Here is a 15615-nt window from a genome sequence, read left to right on the forward strand (position 1 = left end):
CAGGGCAACCACAACAGGGGCGCGGGGAACTGCGCGATCAACCGTGCACCTTCGTGGGTGCTTGATCGCGCAGTTCCCCGCGCCCCTACCCGGTAGGCCGGGTGCCTAGAAGGACGGGATCTCGCGGTAGATGCCCCACTCGTCGCGGAGCGCGTTGCAGATCTCCCCGAGGGTGGCCTCCGCGCGGACGGCGGCGAGCATCGGCGGGATCATGTTGTCGCCGGAGCGGGCAGCGTCGAGCATGGCGGTGAGCCCGGCCTGGACGGCGGTCTCGTCGCGGGCGGCCTTGCGGGCGGCGAGGACGCGGACCTGCTCCTTCTCGACCTCGTGGCTGACCCGGAGGATCTCCAGCTCGGGGGTGACGGAGCGGGGGTGGCAGTTGACGCCGACGACCCGCTTCTCGCCCTTCTCCAGGGACTGCTGGTACTGGAAGGCCGCCTCGGCGATCTCCCCGGTGAAGTAGCCCTCCTCGATGCCGCGCAGGATGCCGGAGGTGATCGGGCCGATCGGGTGGTCCTCGCGGCCCTTGTCGAGGATGCGCTGGAAGATCTCCTCGGCCTGCGCCTCGATCCGGTCGGTCAGCGCCTCGACGTACCAGGAGCCGCCCAGCGGGTCGGCGACGTTGGCGACGCCGGTCTCCTCCATCAGCACCTGCTGGGTGCGCAGCGCGATCTCGGCGGCCTGCTCGGAGGGCAGTGCGAGCGTCTCGTCCAGGGCGTTGGTGTGCAGCGAGTTGGTGCCGCCGAGCACGGCGGACAGGGCCTCCACCGCCGTACGCACCACGTTGTTGTACGGCTGCTGCGCGGTCAGCGAGACGCCGGCCGTCTGGGTGTGGAAGCGCAGCCACTGCGCCTTGTCGGTCTTGGCGCCGTAGCGCTCCTTCATCCAGCGGGCCCAGATCCGGCGGGCCGCGCGGAACTTGGCGATCTCCTCGAAGAAGTCCAGGTGCGCGTCGAAGAAGAACGACAGGCCGGGCGCGAAGACGTCCACGTCGAGGCCGCGCGAGAGGCCCAGCTCGACGTACGCGAAGCCGTCCGCGAGCGTATAGGCGAGCTCCTGCGCGGCCGTCGCCCCGGCCTCGCGGATGTGGTAGCCGGAGACGGAGAGCGGCTTGTAGGCGGGGATGCCCTCGGCGCAGTGCTCCATCAGGTCGCCGATCAGGCGCAGGTGCGGCTCGGGGGCGAAGAGCCACTCCTTCTGGGCGATGTACTCCTTGAAGATGTCGGTCTGGAGAGTGCCGTTGAGCACGCCCGGGTCGACGCCCTGGCGCTCGGCGGCGACGAGGTACATGCAGAAGATCGGCACGGCCGGGCCGCTGATCGTCATCGAGGTGGTGACACCGCCGAGTGGGATGTCGTCGAACAGCACCTCCATGTCGGCGGCGGAGTCGATCGCGACGCCGCAGTGGCCGACCTCGCCGAGCGCCTTGGCGTCGTCGGAGTCGTAGCCCATCAGCGTCGGCATGTCGAAGGCGACGGAGAGGCCGCCGCCGCCCGCCTCCAGGATCATCTTGTAGCGCTCGTTGGTCTGTTGGGCGTTGCCGAAGCCGGCGAACTGCCGGATGGTCCACGTCCGTCCCCGGTAGCCGGTGGCGTGCAGGCCGCGGGTGTACGGGTACTCGCCGGGCCAGCCGATCCGCTCGAAGCCCTCGACCGGCTGCCCGGCGGGCGGGCCGTAAACGGGGGCGACGTCGTCGCCGCTCAGGGTGGTGAAGTCCGCGTCCCGCTTGCGGGCCCGGTCGTACCGCTGCTGCCAGCGCTGGCGGCCGGCCTCGATCTCGTCGGCGTCCATCGACTCCGCACTCCACTCCGTACGGCCGCCACGGCGTGAGACGGCACAGCTAGTAGGACGTCCTACCAATTTACTCGGACGTCCTAGTAAATGTCGATGGCCGCAGGCAGCGCGTCGGAGGACAGCATGCGACTCTCCCCCCGCAGAGGGAGGAGGCATCGTTCAGGCGGTCGACGCCGGGCCGTCGTCCACGGTGCGACGCTCAGGACATGACCAACGCGGTACGGAAGACGATGATGTGCTGGGCCGTGGCGTACGGCACTTTCGGTCTGGCCTGCGCACTGAGCGGGACCCGGCTGCTGGTCCACGGGAGCATCGCCGGACCCTCCGCGCTCGGCTGGGCCGTTTCAGCGGTCGGCGCGCTGGCGGCGCTGGCCGGCGGAGCGGTTGCTCGCTTCGGGTTGCGACCGGCGTTGCGGGCCCTGCTCTGGGTGGTCTGCGGGCTGGTGGCGATCGCGGCGTTCAGCCTGCTGATGGACGTGATCACGCTGATCTTCGGCCAAGGGGTGGACAGTTGGGCAGCGGCCGCCAACCATGCACTGGCTGCGGCAGGGGTTGTCCTGATCGCGGCCACCGCCCGGTCCGACCACCGCCCATCGGGCACGGCGGCTCTCCCGGCGCCCTCGGCGGCTTCCCGGCCGATCCAATTCGCCGCCTGCGCCGGGACGGCGGCCTTCATTCCCTACACGGTGATGAAGCTGATCTGGGCAACCGGTGGCACCTTCGCCGGAGTCTCCGGACAGGAGGGGACGGCGATATCCAAGCGGAACGGTGCTTCCGGGATCTGGCTGACCCTGGAGTCCTGGGGGCTGGACGGCACGACGCTGCTGGCCGCTCTCGGCGTGTTCCTGCTGTGGGGGCTGGTCCGCCCCTGGGGGATGGTCTTCCCGCGCTGGACGGTGTTCCTGCGCGGCCGACGCGTCCCGCGCTGGCTCCCACTGGCTCCGGCGCTGGTCGGTGCCGCCACCCTCGCCCCGTACGGCGTGATCGGGGTCGGCTACACGGCGCTCGCCACGGCCGGGGTGGTGACGATGCGAAGCGGGGACTTCCACTCCACGCACGACGTCCTGCTGGCGGCCTGGATCGGCATGACCGCATTCGCCGGGTACGGGATCGCCCTGATCGCCGCCGCCCGGTCGTACTGGCTTCGGACTCGACCGCAGTGGCCGAGGGCATGAAAAAGCGCCCCCTCCGAGGACGGAGAGGGCGCCGGGAGAGCGGGAGCGGTCAGGCGCCGACCGCCTCCGGGGTCTCGACCAGGCCGGAGACCTCGCGGGAGACCTTGCGCTCGACGAAGAACACGGCGGTCGGGATCGTCCCGGCGAGCAGCACCCAGGCGAGCTTGCCCATCGGCCACTTCGCTTTGGTGCCCAGGTCGAAGGCGAACACCAGGTAGATCACGTACAGCCAGCCGTGCGCGATGCCGACGGCGGTGGTGAAGCCGGCCGCACCCGAGACGTCGAGCGCGTACTTGGCGATCACGCCCAGGGTCAGCAGGATCAGGAGGACACCCGTGACATACGCCATGGCCCGGTAGCGGGTCAGCACACTCTGCTTCATGCCAACGAGGGTAACCGTCCGCTTCGGGTGCTTTTGCCGCACCCCTCCCCGCCGACCCCTACTCCCCCGCAGGCGGCGTGAAGTCCCCGGCGTCCACCCGCAGCGGGCGGAGCAGCTCGAAGACCTCGTGGCACTGCGCGGCGCTGTAGCCCTCCATGCCGAAGTCCACCGCCATCAGCTCACGGGTGGCCTGCTCGACCACCTCGCGGCCCTGGTCGGTGATGGCGGCGAGCACACCCCTGCCGTCGAGCGGGTTGGGGCGGCGGGCGACCAGCCCGGCCCGGACCAGCCGGTCGATGGTGTTGGTGACGCTGGTCGGGTGCACCATCAGCCGCTCGCCGATCTTGGAGAGCGAGAGCTCGCCGGTGCGGCTGAAGGTGAGCAGCACCAGCGCCTCGTAGCGGGCGAATGTCAGCCCGTACGGCTTGACCACCGCGTCCACCCGGGACAGCAGGATCTGGTGGGCCCGCATCACCGAGGTGATCGCGGACATGGCCGGTACGCCGCCCCACCTGTTGGTCCACAGTTCGTCGGCGCGGGCGATCGGGTCGAAGTCGAGTGCGAGGGGCTTTGCCACGCCGCCCACCGTACCGGCGGGGCCGGATACGGGTAGCAGGTGTCCACGATGCTGGACAAGCGGGGGACTGTGGCGAGGTCCCGCCACTGCCGCTCCCCGGTCACATACGGATGCTGTACGGGCGCAATGTTCCGGCAATGTCCTGACCAGCGGCCTTCGTTGCACGAATTCAACGACAATTCAGCCTCCGTTCGGACAGAAACCCTTGACCGCCCAGGTGGTTTGTCCGGAATTGCCCGATATTTTGACGGTCGATCAACCCGCCCCCGCTGACCTTCTGCTGGCGGGATTTTGCCAATCCTTGCCTCAGACCTGTCATTTCATCAGCTGGATTGTCATGCTTCTGGCCAGCCCCGTTCGACAGTGGCCTCCCCACCCCACAGGCCGCCGTCGCGTGACCGCACGGAGCAGCACGTCAGCGACCGTTCCGCCCCAGCAGGTGCCAACTCCGGTGCCCCGGAACGAGACGCGACCGCGCACACGCGGTTGTACCGGAAGGAATCCGTACATGAAGCGCAAGCTGACAGTCGGAGCCGTTCTCTCCGCCTCGGCCATTCTGGCGGGCGCCATCCAGGTCAGCGCCGGCACGGCACAGGCCATCCCCAGCCCCGTCTCGGACAGTGCGGCCGGCCGCCAGCACGCAGCCCTGATCGCCGATCTCGGCAACCAGGCCGCGACCACCGCGCGCGCCATCGGCCTCGGCAGCCAGGAGCAGCTGGTCGCCAAGGACGCCACCATCGACGCGAACGGCACCCGCCACCTGCGCTACGAGCGCACCTACGGCGGCCTGCCGGTGATCGGCGGCGACCTGGTCGTGCACCAGAACGCCAACGGCACGGTGCAGTCCGTCGACCGCGCCACCGAGCAGCAGCTCACGCTGCCGAGCCTGACGCCGAAGCTGTCCGCCGCCGCCGCGGCCGCGCAGGCCACCGGGTCCGTCAAGGCCGACCTGGGCCAGGTCAAGGACGCCGACAACGCCGCGCTCAGCTCCGTCGACAAGACCGGCGCGGCCGGCCTGGTCGTCTGGGCCGCCTCCGGCACCCCGCGGCTGGCCTACCGGACGACCGTCGAGGGCATGCGCGCCGACGGCACCCCGAGCCGCCAGATCCTCGTCACCGACGCCGCCACCGGCGCGGTCATCTCCACGCACGAGGAGATCCAGACCGCCGCCGCCGCGGGCACCGGCAAGGGCGTGTTCGTCGGCTCCGTGCCGCTGACCACCAACTACACGGGCAGCACGTACCAGCTGAAGGACGCGAGCCGCGGCAACCAGTACACCACCAACCTCAGCGGCCGGACCTCCGGCAACGGCACCCTCTACACGGACGCCGACAACGCCTGGGGCACCGGCCTGGCCTCCAACACCCAGTCCGCCGCCGTGGACGCCCAGTACGGCGCAGCCGTCACCTGGGACTTCTACAAGAACACCTTCGGCCGCAACGGCATCCGCAACGACGGAGTCGGCGCCTACAGCCGCGTCCACTACGGCAAGAACTACGTCAACGCGTTCTGGGACGACTCCTGCTTCTGCATGACGTACGGCGACGGCGCCAGCAACACCCACCCGCTGACCGAACTGGACGTCTCGGGCCACGAGATGAGCCACGGCGTCACCGCCAACACCGCGAACCTGAACTACTCCGGTGAGTCCGGCGGCCTCAACGAGGCCACCTCCGACATCATGGGCACCGGCGTCGAGTTCTACGCTAACCTGGCCGCCGACAAGGGCGACTACCTGATCGGCGAGCTGATCAACCTCAACGGCAACGGCACGCCGCTCCGTTACATGGACAAGCCCTCCAAGGACGGCGGCTCGGCCGACTGCTGGTACAACGGCGTCGGCAACCTGGACGTGCACTACTCGTCCGGTGTCGCCAACCACTTCTTCTACCTGCTGTCCGAGGGCAGCGGCGCGAAGACCGTCAACGGCGTGAGCTACAACAGCTCGACCTGCAACGGCACCAGCATCACCAGCATCGGCCGGGACAAGGCGCTGAAGATCTGGTACCGCGCCCTGACCACCTACATGATCTCCACCACCAACTACCACGGCGCCCGCACCGCCACCCTGAGCGCCACGGCCGACCTCTACGGTGCCACCAGCACCGAGTACAAGACCGTCGCCGCGACCTGGGCCGGGGTCAGCGTCAGCTGATCTCCCGCCGGACATGACTGTGCCGGGCCCTCCCGCTGGGGAGGGCCCGGCACAGTCATGAGACTCAGGCCGTCATGCGGTTCAGGCCGTGGCGGGCTGCGCCACGATCTCGCCGCGCTCCTCCTTGGCGAGCATCCGCTCGGCGAAGAAGCCGCCGGTCGGCAGCACCGACAGGACGAACAGCAGGATGCCGCGCTTGGGCTCCCAGCGCTGCTGCTGCCAGGCCAGCGCCAGGAAGACCACGTACAGGATGAACAGGACGCCGTGCACCATGCCCATCACCGGCACGGCGTCGAAGCTGGTGGTGCGCTTCAGCACCGAGCAGACCAGCAGCAGGATGAAGGAGAGGCCCTCGGGCCCGGACACCAGGCGCAGGCGGTGGACGGCGCTGCTGCTCTTCACGATCGCTACCTCAATCGACTGTCGACACACTTGTGAACCGGCTCACAAGCCGTTGTTCATTATCGCTGATCGAACAGACTCTCCCTCCCCGGGGCGGCACCCTTATCCTGCTGCCGCACGGTCTGACCGTCAGGCGTGCACCGATCGACCCGACGGGGGAGCAGCGTGTTCAAGAGGGACTGGGATCGCCGGACGTGTGCCAAGAGGGGCCACACCACCTACGCCCCGGCCGAGCCGGAGCTGCGGGCCCGGCTGCGGGCGCAGACCGAGCTGGGCGAGGCCTGGCGCTGCCTGCGCTGCGGTGACTTCGCGCTCGGCAGCCCGCACGGCGAGGGCCCGGCCGAGGAGGCTCCGCTGGTGCCCCGGGGCAAGGCGCTGCGGGACATCTTCATCCTGCGCTTCCTGGCCGTCGAGCGGCTGCTGCGCGGTGTGCTGATCGTGCTGGTCGCCTGGGCGGTCTGGAAGTTCTCCAACAGCCAGGACGCGGTGCGGGAGTTCTTCGACTCCAACCTCACCGTCTTCAAGCCGGTGACGGAGCACTTCCACTGGGATCTCGAGCACTCCCCCATCGTCGACACCATCCGGAAGACCTTCGACTACAAGCACAGCACCCTGCTGATCGTCGCGGTCGCCCTGCTGGCGTACGCGCTGATCGAGATCGTCGAGGCGTACGGCCTCTGGTACGGCCGCCGCTGGGCGGAGTACCTCACGGTGGTCGCGACGGCGGCCTTCCTGCCGCTGGAGGGGTACGAGCTCTCCGAGCACGTCAGCGCGGTGAAGGTCTGCACGTTGCTGCTGAACATCGCGGCGGTGGTCTGGATCCTGCTCTCCAAGCGGCTGTTCGGGCTGCGCGGCGGCGTGGTCGCGTTCGAGGCGGAGCGGCACTCGGCCTCGCTGCTGGAGGTCGAGCAGTCGGCGCACGTGCCGGTGGCCGCGCGCTGAGTTTGTCCCGGATGGGTACCAGTACCCGTCCGGGTCTCCCCCGGGGTCGGCCGGGCCCGCTACATTCGCCGGGTGGCACAGTTTCGACTCCAGGGCTCCAAAGTCCTCGCCGTGGACCTGGCGGGGGATTCGGTCAAGGCCCGCAACGGCAGCATGGTCGCGTACACCGGCCAGATGAACTTCAAGAAGCTCTCCGGCGGCGGTGACGGCCTGCGCGGCATGGTCACGCGCAGGCTCACCGGCGAGCAGATGACGGTCATGGAGGTGAGGGGGCAGGGCACCTGCTTCTTCGCCGAACGGGCCCATCAGGTCAACCTCGTGCGGTTGAACGGCGAGGCACTGTTCGTCGAGTCGGACAACCTGCTCTGCACCGAGGCCGGCCTGCACACCGGCACGACCTTCACCGGTCTGAACGGCATGGCCTCGGGCAACGGCCTGTTCACCACCAAGGTGGAGGGCAGCGGTTGGGCGGCGCTCGTCTCCAACGGCCCGGCGATCGTGCTGCGGGTCTCCCAGGGCACCCCTCTGCGGGTCGACCCGGGCGCGTACATCGCGCACACCGGGAACCTGAACCGGAGCCTGAAGTCGGGCGCGGGCTGGACGACGCTGATGGGCGAGGGCGGCGGCGAGGCGATGCAGGTGGAGTTCACCGGCGAGGGCCTGGTCTACGTCCAGCCGTCCGAGAAGCAGACCTTCGGGGGTGACGTCTGATGCCGTTCCAAGCGGTCAACCAGAAGATGGTCCAGGCGCAGATCGTCCCCGGGCAGCGGGTGTTCAGCCAGCGCGGCGCGATGCTCGCCTACACCGGCGAGATCAGCTTCACGCCCAACGTGATGGGCGGCCAGGGCGGTGTGATGTCGATGATCGGACGCCGGGTGGCGAACGAGGACACCCCTCTGATGACGGTCGAGGGCCAGGGCACCGTGATGTTCGGCCACGGCGGGCACCACGTGCACGTGATCGAGCTGGGCAACGACACCCTGTACGTCGAGGCCGACCGGCTGCTGGCCTTCGACGGCTCGCTCCAGCAGTCGACGATGTTCATGGGCTCACAGGGCGGCGTGATGGGGATGGTGCGCGGCCAGGTCACCGGCCAGGGCCTGTTCACCACCCAGCTGAGCGGCAAGGGCTCCGTCGCGGTGATGGCGCACGGCGGTGTGGTCGAGCTGCCGATCCAGCCGAACCAGCCGGTGCACGTCGACCCGCAGGCGTACGTCGCGCACCGCGGCGACGTCCGCAACAAGCTGTCCAGCGCGCTCGGCTGGCGCGACATGATCGGCCGGGGCTCGGGCGAGGCGTTCCAGCTGGAGCTGTCCGGGCACGGTGTGGTGTACGTGCAGGCGAGCGAGGAGAAGCTCTGATGTCCATCCCGCAGCAGCCCGCGGGCGGCGGCCCGGTGGTGTACGACCCGTACACGCTGCCCGTCAACGACAACGTCAACCCGTACGCCTTCTCGGTCGACCTGAACGGCCCGTACTACCTCCAGAAGGGGAAGATGATCGCCTACTACGGCGACATCCGCTTCTCCGGGATCGGGCGCGGCGGTCTCGACCGGCTCCTGGAGCGCAACTTCAACTCCCCGCTGCACGCGGCCGACTGGGTGGTCGCGCAGGGGCAGGGCAAGCTGCTGCTCGCCGACCGGGCCTTCGACCTGAACAGCTACGACCTGGACAACGGCAACCTGACGGTGCGTTCGGGCAATCTGCTGGCCTTCGAGCCCAGCCTCGCCCTGAAGCAGTCGATCATCCCGGGCTTCCTGACCCTGATCGGGACGGGCAAGTTCGTGGCGGCCTCGAACGGCCCGGTGCACTTCGTCGAACCGCCCGTCCGGGTGGACCCGCAGGCCCTGGTCGGCTGGGCGGACTGCCCGGCGCCGTGCCACCACTACGATCACCAGTACCTGCATGGGGTCCTCGGCGGCGTCCGGCGCCTGACCGGGCTGGGCGGCGCCTCGGGCGAGGAGCACCAGTTCGAGTTCATCGGGGCCGGGCAGGTGCTGCTGCAGTCCTCGGAGAAGCTGATGGCCGAGCGCTCGGTCGGCCAGGTCGCCGCCGAGCCCGGCGTACCGGGTGGCGGGATGCCGGCGCAGCAGGGCGGGTATGGCGGGCAGCAGCAGCTGCCCAACATCAACGTCCCCGGCATCGGCAACCTGGGCGATCTCGGGCGCCGCTTCGGCCTCTGAGGATTCAGAGTCCGAAGACTCTGACATTTTCTACTCGTAAGTAAGTCTACTAGTACAACATTTAACTATCTCGGTTATGCTTGCCCCATGGACACGCACACCACCGACGAAGCGGCAGTCTCCTCCTCTCCCCCCGTGGCAGAGGAGGAGACCCCCTGGCTCACCGCCAAGGAGCAGCAGTTCTGGCGTGCCCATCTGGAGGTCAGCAAACTCCTCGACTACCAGCTGGGCCGTGAACTCCAGCCGCACTGCCTGGCGAGCAACGACTACGAGATCCTCGTCGTGCTCTCCGAAGCTCCGGACCGCCGGATGCGGATGACCGACCTCGCCACCGCCACCCTCCAGTCCAAGAGCCGTCTCTCGCACCAGATCACCCGCATGGAGACGGCGGGCCTGGTGCTCCGCCAGGAGTGTCCGGGCGACCGCCGGGGCCTTTTCGCCCACCTCACCGAGCACGGCTGGCAGACCATGCAGAAGGTCGCCCCCGACCACGTCCGCAGCGTCCGGGAGCACTTCGTCGACCGCCTGACCCCCGCCCAGATCGACGCCATGTACGCAGCCCTCGCCCCGATCGCCGAGCACCTCCGCACCCTGCGCGGCCGCGCCTAGACGCTGCCCCGGCGCCACCCCGGCGGCGCCTACACGTGCTCCAGGCGCAGCACCTCCACCCGCTCGACCGGCCGGCCCGCGTGCTCCGGCCGGTGGTCACCCGGCGTGAACCAGAGGACGACCTCCGCGTCCTCCCGGACGGGCAACGCCGGGAAGGTGTTCTCCGCGTGCTCCGTCCGGTGGACACCGAGAGCTCCGTCGGCGAGCGTCCGCTCGACATGGGCGGCGGCCACCGAGTCCGCAAGGTGGCAGATCGTCAGCGTCACCACCTCGCCCGCCTGCGCCGCGAACCCGGGCCCGCGCAGCAGCAGCACGTCGTCCGAGTCGGCCATAGTCGCGTTGGCCGCCTCGCGGTGCGCCTGCCAGACCGGGCCGGAGTAGAACGCCCCCAGCATCGGGGCGCGCGAGGCCAGATCGGGAAAGCTCCGCAGCCAGACGAACCGGTCCGGGTCGTCCAGATCCCGGAACCGCCCGCCCAGGCCGATCCCGACGGCCTCCTGCCCGGCCACGAACTCCCCCTCGAACAGCTCGATCAGGGTGTCCCGCGCCCCGGGGTGCAGGGTGTACTGCCGCAGTTCGACGATGCTCACCCGGCCGCCCCGGTGCGGGTGAAGTCCATGACCCAGTTGAGCTCCCAGGTCGCGCCGTCGTCCGGCGAGAAGCGCTGCTCCCATCGGGCGGTGTCCGGCGTCAGCCGGTACCAGGTGAACTGCACCCGGATCGGGCGGCCCCGGAGGGTGTCCTCGCCGTAGAAGTCGCCCCGGTCGCCGACGAACCCGCCGACCACCGGCGGGTCCAGCCGCCCGGTGCGACTGTCGGCCCAGTGGATCGACCACTGCCCGCTCTCCCGGTCGTGGAGCCGCAGCGTCGCCCCCCGACGGCCGAGCGTCGGGAAGGTGACCTCGTCGATGTTGCCCGCGCCCCCGAAGAGGGACTGCACGACGAGGCTGCTCGGGAACTCCACCCAGCTGTCGCTGCCGGTCAGCGGCTCCTCGATCTTGCGGTTGGCGCCCGTCCAGGTGCCGTGGAGAAAGTCGAAGTCGTTCATGCCGTCGTTCATGCCGTCGTCCATGTCGAGGAGCGTACGGAGACTCCACTGACACCTCCTGTCAGTGGATACCGGCGACAATTCGGCCATGCGCGCTGCCCGACTGATCTCGACCCTGCTGCTGCTCCAGAACCGTGGCCGGATGACGGCCGCCCAACTCGCCGAGGAGCTCTCGGTCTCTGTCCGGACGGTCTACCGGGACGTCGAGGCGCTCAGCGCGGCGGGCATCCCGCTGTACGGGGAGGCCGGGCACGCCGGGGGCTACCAACTGCTCGACGGCTACCGCACCCGGCTGACCGGCCTGACCGCCGAGGAGGCGCAGGCCGCCTTCCTCGCGGCGCTGCCCGGCCCGGCCGCCGAGCTCGGCCTCGGCGAGGTGCTGGCCACCGCCCAGCTCAAGCTGCGGGCCGCCCTGCCGCCCGAACTGCGGCGGCACGCCGGGCTGGTCGAGGAGCGTTTCCACCTCGACGCCCCCGGCTGGTACGGCAACGCCGACGAGACCCCGCACCTGGCCGCCGTCGCGGCGGCCGTCTGGCAGCGCCGCGCCGTCCGCGTCCGCTACCGCCGCTGGGCCGCACCCACCGAGGTCGAACGCCGCCTGGAGCCGTACGGGCTGGTCCTCAAGGCGGGCCACTGGTACGTCGTCGCCGGGCCCGGACCGCGCACCTACCGGGTCGACCAGATCCTCGAACTCACCGCCCTGGACGAGCCGTTCGAGCCCCCGCCCGGCTTCGAGCTGGCCGCTCACTGGCGGGCCCACGTCTCGGGCTTCCAGGCCCGCCTGCACACCGGCGAGGCCGTCGTCCGCCTCTCGCCGCGCGGCATCACCCGCATCCGCGAACAGCTCGGCCACATCGTCGACCCGACCTCGGAGGGCTGGACGACCGCCCGCATCCCGATCGAGTCGGTCGACCACGCCCACGGCGAGCTCCTGAGGCTCGGCACAGACGTCGAAGTCCTCGAACCCCCGGAGCTACGGGCCCGGATCGCCGAGACGGTACGTGAGCTCAGCTCCCGTTATTCGTGACGCCCGCGACGAGCTCGTCGGCAGCGCCGTAGGGGTCGAGCTGCCCGGCGGCGACGCGTTCGGCGAGGGCCTGGAGGTGGCTGTCGCCGTGCAGGTCGCCGATCCGGGAGCGGAGGGTGGCGAGGGCGATGGCCTCGATCTCGTCGGCGGCGCGGCGGCGGCGCCGCACGGCGAGTTCGCCGGTCTCGGCCAGCCAGGCGCGGTGCTTCTCCAGGGCGTCGACGACCTCGTCGACGCCCTCGCTGCGGGCGGCGACGGTCTTGACGATCGGCTGACGCCAGTCGCCGGGCTGCCGGGCCTCGCCGAGGCCGAGCATGTGGTTGAGCTCGCGGGCGGTGGCGTCGGCGCCGTCCCGGTCGGCCTTGTTGACGACGAAGACGTCGCCGATCTCCAGGATGCCCGCCTTCGCGGCCTGGATGCCGTCCCCCATGCCGGGCGCGAGCAGCACGACGGTGGTGTCCGCCTGCGCCGCGATCTCGACCTCGGACTGCCCGACGCCGACGGTCTCCACCAGGATCACCTCGCAGCCGGCCGCGTCGAGCACCCGCAGGGCCTGCGGCGCGGCCCAGGAGAGCCCGCCGAGGTGGCCACGGGTGGCCATCGAGCGGATGAAGACCTCGGGGTCGGTGGCGTGGTCCTGCATCCGCACCCGGTCACCGAGCAGCGCCCCGCCGGAGAACGGCGAGGAGGGGTCGACGGCGAGCACGGCGACCCGCTTGCCGAGCTTGCGATAGGCGGTGACCAGCGCGGAGGTCGAGGTCGACTTGCCGACGCCGGGCGAGCCGGTGAGCCCGACGGTGTAGGCCTGGCCGGTGTACGGCGCCAGCTCCGCCATCACCTCCCGCAGCTGCGGCGAGGCGTTCTCGACCAGCGAGATCAGCCGGGCCACCGCGCGCGGGCGGCCCTCCCGGGCCTGCTCGACCAGCGTACGGACGTCGATCATCAGCGTGCTCCTCGGTGCGGAACGACGGGGCCGCCACCGCTTGTGGCAGTGACAGCCCCGACCGTACGTCAGATGATCAGGCCCGGGGAACCTTCACGATCAGGGCATCGCCCTGGCCGCCGCCACCGCACAGGGCCGCCGCACCGACGCCGCCGCCGCGGCGCTGGAGCTCCAGCGCCAGGTGCAGCACCACGCGGGCGCCGGACATGCCGATCGGGTGGCCCAGGGCGATCGCGCCGCCGTTGACGTTGACGATCTCGTCGGTGACGCCCAGGTCCTTCATGGACTGGTGGGCGACGGCGGCGAAGGCCTCGTTGATCTCGATCAGGTCGAGGTCGGCGACCTCCAGGCCCTCCTTGGAGAGCGCGTGCAGAATCGCGTTGGACGGCTGCGACTGGAGCGAGTTGTCCGGGCCCGCGACGTTGCCGTGGGCGCCGATCTCGGCGATCCAGCTCAGGCCCAGCTCCTCGGCCTTGGCCTTGCTCATCACGACCACGGCGGCGGCGCCGTCCGAGATCTGCGAGGCGGTGCCGGCCGTGATGGTGCCGTCCTTGGTGAAGGCCGGGCGCAGCTTGCCGAGGGTCTCCACCGTGGTCTCGGCGCGGATGCCCTCGTCCTGGCTGAAGACGACCGGCTCGCCCTTGCGCTGCGGGATCTCGACCGGCACGATCTCGGCGTCGAAGACGCCGTTCTGCTGCGCCTTGGCGGCCCGCTGGTGCGAGGCGGCGGCGATCGCGTCCTGCACGTCGCGCTGGATGCCCAGACGGCCGTTGTGCTTCTCGGTGGACTCGCCCATCGGGATGTTCTCGTAGGCGTCGGTCAGACCGTCGTACGCCATCGCGTCGAGCATCTCGATCGCGCCGTACTTGAAGCCCTCGCGGGACTTCGGCAGCAGGTGCGGGGCGTTGGTCATCGACTCCTGGCCACCGGCCACCACGATGTCGAACTCGCCGGCCCGGATCAGCTGGTCGGCGAGCGCGATGGCGTCCAGGCCGGAGAGGCAGACCTTGTTGATGGTCAGCGCGGGGACGTTCATCGGGATGCCGGCCTTGACCGCGGCCTGGCGGGCGGGGATCTGGCCGGCGCCGGCCTGCAGCACCTGGCCCATGATCACGTACTGGACCTGCTCACCGGTGATCCCGGCCCGCTCGACGGCGGCCTTGATCGCGAAGCCGCCGAGGTCGGCACCGGAGAAGCCCTTGAGCGAGCCCAGCAGGCGGCCCATCGGAGTTCGGGCACCAGCGACGATCACTGAAGTAGTCATGAGACGAGCCCCTTCGCGCGTCAAAGGCCAGGAGGGTGGGGTGGGGATGCGGCTCAATGTACTGACCCGTAACCCGTCCGTCACCGGAGCACAGGTGTGATCAGCAGCACTGGCACCCACCAGTCAACACCGTGTCAACACGCGCTGGGTGAAGTTTCTGCCCGCGCCGGGCCCCCGCCGGGCCCCTGTACGGGGTGTGAGCAGGCTCGCACCCCGCGCTGTGGCGCGGGCCCGGCCGGATGCGCTGCACTGTCTCCACCCTTACAACTCCACCGGAGGTCCCGCCGTGCTGACCCGCATCGACCACATCGGCATCGCCTGCTTCGACCTCGACAAGACCGTCGAGTTCTACCGCGCCACGTACGGCTTCGAGGTCTTCCACAGCGAGACCAACGAGGAGCAGGGCGTCCGCGAGGCCATGCTCAAGATCAACGACACCGGGGACGGCGGCGCCTCCTACCTCCAGCTGCTGGAGCCCACCCGGGAGGACTCGACCGTCGCCAAGTGGCTCGCCAAGAACGGCGAGGGCGTGCACCACATCGCCTTCGGCACCGCCGACGTGGACGGCGACGCGGCCGACATCAAGTCCAAGGGCGTCCGGGTGCTCTACGACGAGCCGCGGATCGGCTCGATGGGCTCCCGGATCACCTTCCTGCACCCGAAGGACTGCGGCGGCGTGCTGACCGAGCTGGTCACCTCGGCGAGCGCCCAGCACTGACGCCCCGGGGGGGCCGGGTGCCCGGCCCCCGCCCGGCTCCAGCAGGTCACGACTCGTCAGTAACCTTCGAAAAGCACCACGCGGCCATTCCCCTGGAAGCCGCGCACACTACAATGCCCAGGTGCGCAACCGCTCCGACCGAAACGGACCCGGCGGGGCACGGCCGAGGGCGGGAACAACCGGGGTGAAACCGGTGGGCCCTGCCCAGGGGAGTCCACTACGCGGGCACGGCTGAACAGTCGCAGTACGGATCTGTCACCATTCTCCACGAGGCAAGAGATCGCTCAGGAGTCCACCCGGACGGCGGAGCGCGGCACACCGCGCACCACCGGCCCCCGGACTCCGACCGTGGCACCCGCTGCGGATGCAAGGACCAGCCGGTCCGGCCCAGAGCAGT

Annotated in this window: 17 protein-coding genes; 9 read left to right on the plus strand and 8 right to left on the minus strand. The window is 70.1% G+C overall.

The window, feature by feature from the left end:
* Positions 1-105 precede the first annotated feature (105 nt).
* On the minus strand, positions 106-1791 hold the full coding sequence (locus tag ACR68M_RS10670; protein ID WP_441250207.1) for an acyl-CoA mutase large subunit family protein: 1686 nt from the start codon (positions 1789-1791) through the stop codon (positions 106-108).
* 209 nt (positions 1792-2000) lie between these two features.
* Between ACR68M_RS10670 and ACR68M_RS10675 the strand changes: the two genes are divergently transcribed.
* Complete coding sequence (locus tag ACR68M_RS10675) at positions 2001-2969, plus strand: hypothetical protein (RefSeq protein ID WP_441250208.1); 969 nt, start codon at positions 2001-2003, stop codon at positions 2967-2969.
* Between the two features lie 49 nt (positions 2970-3018).
* Here ACR68M_RS10675 and ACR68M_RS10680 read toward each other — a convergent pair whose 3' ends face one another.
* Positions 3019-3351 carry a DUF3817 domain-containing protein gene (locus ACR68M_RS10680; protein ID WP_441250209.1) on the minus strand — a complete coding sequence of 111 codons (333 nt, stop codon included), beginning with the start codon at positions 3349-3351 and terminating at the stop codon, positions 3019-3021.
* A 58-nt stretch (positions 3352-3409) separates the two neighbouring features.
* Entirely contained in the window at positions 3410-3928 is a 519-nt protein-coding gene (locus tag ACR68M_RS10685) for a MarR family winged helix-turn-helix transcriptional regulator (RefSeq protein ID WP_441250210.1), read from the minus strand.
* Between the two features lie 508 nt (positions 3929-4436).
* Between ACR68M_RS10685 and ACR68M_RS10690 the strand changes: the two genes are divergently transcribed.
* A complete protein-coding gene (locus tag ACR68M_RS10690; protein ID WP_441250211.1) occupies positions 4437-6083 on the plus strand; it encodes a M4 family metallopeptidase in 1647 nt (548 codons plus the stop codon).
* 81 nt (positions 6084-6164) lie between these two features.
* Here ACR68M_RS10690 and ACR68M_RS10695 read toward each other — a convergent pair whose 3' ends face one another.
* Positions 6165-6485 (minus strand): DUF3817 domain-containing protein, encoded by a 321-nt coding sequence (locus tag ACR68M_RS10695; RefSeq protein ID WP_441250212.1) that lies wholly within the window; start codon positions 6483-6485, stop codon positions 6165-6167.
* A 165-nt stretch (positions 6486-6650) separates the two neighbouring features.
* On the opposite strand from ACR68M_RS10695, the gene ACR68M_RS10700 reads away from it, so the two are divergent.
* The 5 genes from ACR68M_RS10700 (at position 6651) to ACR68M_RS10720 (ending at position 10218) form a co-directional block, all read left to right on the plus strand.
* Positions 6651-7427 carry a DUF2127 domain-containing protein gene (locus ACR68M_RS10700; protein ID WP_441250213.1) on the plus strand — a complete coding sequence of 259 codons (777 nt, stop codon included), beginning with the start codon at positions 6651-6653 and terminating at the stop codon, positions 7425-7427.
* A gap of 72 nt (positions 7428-7499) precedes the next feature.
* Positions 7500-8138, plus strand: a complete 639-nt coding sequence (locus ACR68M_RS10705) for an AIM24 family protein (protein WP_441250214.1) — start codon at positions 7500-7502, stop codon at positions 8136-8138.
* Complete coding sequence (locus ACR68M_RS10710) at positions 8138-8788, plus strand: AIM24 family protein (protein ID WP_441250215.1); 651 nt, start codon at positions 8138-8140, stop codon at positions 8786-8788. The genes ACR68M_RS10705 and ACR68M_RS10710 overlap by 1 nt, the downstream gene beginning before the upstream one ends.
* A complete protein-coding gene (locus ACR68M_RS10715; RefSeq protein ID WP_441250216.1) occupies positions 8788-9609 on the plus strand; it encodes an AIM24 family protein in 822 nt (273 codons plus the stop codon). Before ACR68M_RS10710 ends, ACR68M_RS10715 begins: the two co-directional genes overlap by 1 nt.
* Before the next feature lie 87 nt (positions 9610-9696).
* On the plus strand, positions 9697-10218 hold the full coding sequence (locus tag ACR68M_RS10720; protein ID WP_441250217.1) for a MarR family winged helix-turn-helix transcriptional regulator: 522 nt from the start codon (positions 9697-9699) through the stop codon (positions 10216-10218).
* Positions 10219-10247: 29 nt separating this feature from the next.
* Here ACR68M_RS10720 and ACR68M_RS10725 read toward each other — a convergent pair whose 3' ends face one another.
* Both ACR68M_RS10725 and ACR68M_RS10730 read right to left on the minus strand, forming a co-directional pair.
* Positions 10248-10808: an NIPSNAP family protein gene (locus ACR68M_RS10725; protein WP_441250218.1), complete on the minus strand. Its 561-nt coding sequence runs from the start codon at positions 10806-10808 to the stop codon at positions 10248-10250.
* Entirely contained in the window at positions 10805-11290 is a 486-nt protein-coding gene (locus tag ACR68M_RS10730; protein ID WP_441250219.1) for a hypothetical protein, read from the minus strand. The genes ACR68M_RS10725 and ACR68M_RS10730 overlap by 4 nt, the downstream gene beginning before the upstream one ends.
* Before the next feature lie 64 nt (positions 11291-11354).
* Here ACR68M_RS10730 and ACR68M_RS10735 point away from each other — a divergent pair, with 64 nt between their 5' ends.
* Positions 11355-12293 carry a helix-turn-helix transcriptional regulator gene (locus tag ACR68M_RS10735; protein WP_441250220.1) on the plus strand — a complete coding sequence of 313 codons (939 nt, stop codon included), beginning with the start codon at positions 11355-11357 and terminating at the stop codon, positions 12291-12293.
* Here the strand turns inward: ACR68M_RS10735 and meaB are convergent.
* Together meaB and ACR68M_RS10745 are read right to left on the minus strand one after the other, a co-directional pair.
* Positions 12274-13236, minus strand: coding sequence for a methylmalonyl Co-A mutase-associated GTPase MeaB (meaB, locus tag ACR68M_RS10740; protein ID WP_441250221.1), 963 nt, complete (start codon positions 13234-13236; stop codon positions 12274-12276). The genes ACR68M_RS10735 and meaB overlap by 20 nt on opposite strands.
* A gap of 76 nt (positions 13237-13312) precedes the next feature.
* The gene (locus ACR68M_RS10745; RefSeq protein WP_441250222.1) at positions 13313-14500 is read right to left on the minus strand and encodes an acetyl-CoA C-acetyltransferase; all 1188 of its coding nucleotides are present in this window, start codon (positions 14498-14500) and stop codon (positions 13313-13315) included.
* Positions 14501-14786: 286 nt separating this feature from the next.
* Here ACR68M_RS10745 and mce point away from each other — a divergent pair, with 286 nt between their 5' ends.
* Positions 14787-15218, plus strand: coding sequence for a methylmalonyl-CoA epimerase (mce, locus tag ACR68M_RS10750; protein WP_441250223.1), 432 nt, complete (start codon positions 14787-14789; stop codon positions 15216-15218).
* Positions 15219-15615 lie beyond the last annotated feature (397 nt).

The organism is Kitasatospora sp. McL0602 (assembly GCF_052076145.1).
GTDB lineage: Bacteria > Actinomycetota > Actinomycetes > Streptomycetales > Streptomycetaceae > Kitasatospora.

What these genes read in the sequence shown, in the direction of transcription:
- ACR68M_RS10670 (WP_441250207.1), bottom strand. Translation starts at nt 1,791, where the DNA reads ATGGACGCCGACGAGATCGAGGCCGGCCGCCAGCGCTGGCAGCAGCGG.
- ACR68M_RS10675 (WP_441250208.1), top strand. Translation starts at nt 2,001, where the DNA reads ATGACCAACGCGGTACGGAAGACGATGATGTGCTGGGCCGTGGCGTAC.
- ACR68M_RS10680 (WP_441250209.1), bottom strand. Translation starts at nt 3,351, where the DNA reads ATGAAGCAGAGTGTGCTGACCCGCTACCGGGCCATGGCGTATGTCACG.
- ACR68M_RS10690 (WP_441250211.1), top strand. Translation starts at nt 4,437, where the DNA reads ATGAAGCGCAAGCTGACAGTCGGAGCCGTTCTCTCCGCCTCGGCCATT.
- ACR68M_RS10710 (WP_441250215.1), top strand. Translation starts at nt 8,138, where the DNA reads ATGCCGTTCCAAGCGGTCAACCAGAAGATGGTCCAGGCGCAGATCGTC.
- ACR68M_RS10715 (WP_441250216.1), top strand. Translation starts at nt 8,788, where the DNA reads ATGTCCATCCCGCAGCAGCCCGCGGGCGGCGGCCCGGTGGTGTACGAC.
- ACR68M_RS10720 (WP_441250217.1), top strand. Translation starts at nt 9,697, where the DNA reads ATGGACACGCACACCACCGACGAAGCGGCAGTCTCCTCCTCTCCCCCC.
- ACR68M_RS10730 (WP_441250219.1), bottom strand. Translation starts at nt 11,290, where the DNA reads ATGGACGACGGCATGAACGACGGCATGAACGACTTCGACTTTCTCCAC.
- ACR68M_RS10735 (WP_441250220.1), top strand. Translation starts at nt 11,355, where the DNA reads ATGCGCGCTGCCCGACTGATCTCGACCCTGCTGCTGCTCCAGAACCGT.
- meaB (WP_441250221.1), bottom strand. Translation starts at nt 13,236, where the DNA reads ATGATCGACGTCCGTACGCTGGTCGAGCAGGCCCGGGAGGGCCGCCCG.
- ACR68M_RS10745 (WP_441250222.1), bottom strand. Translation starts at nt 14,500, where the DNA reads ATGACTACTTCAGTGATCGTCGCTGGTGCCCGAACTCCGATGGGCCGC.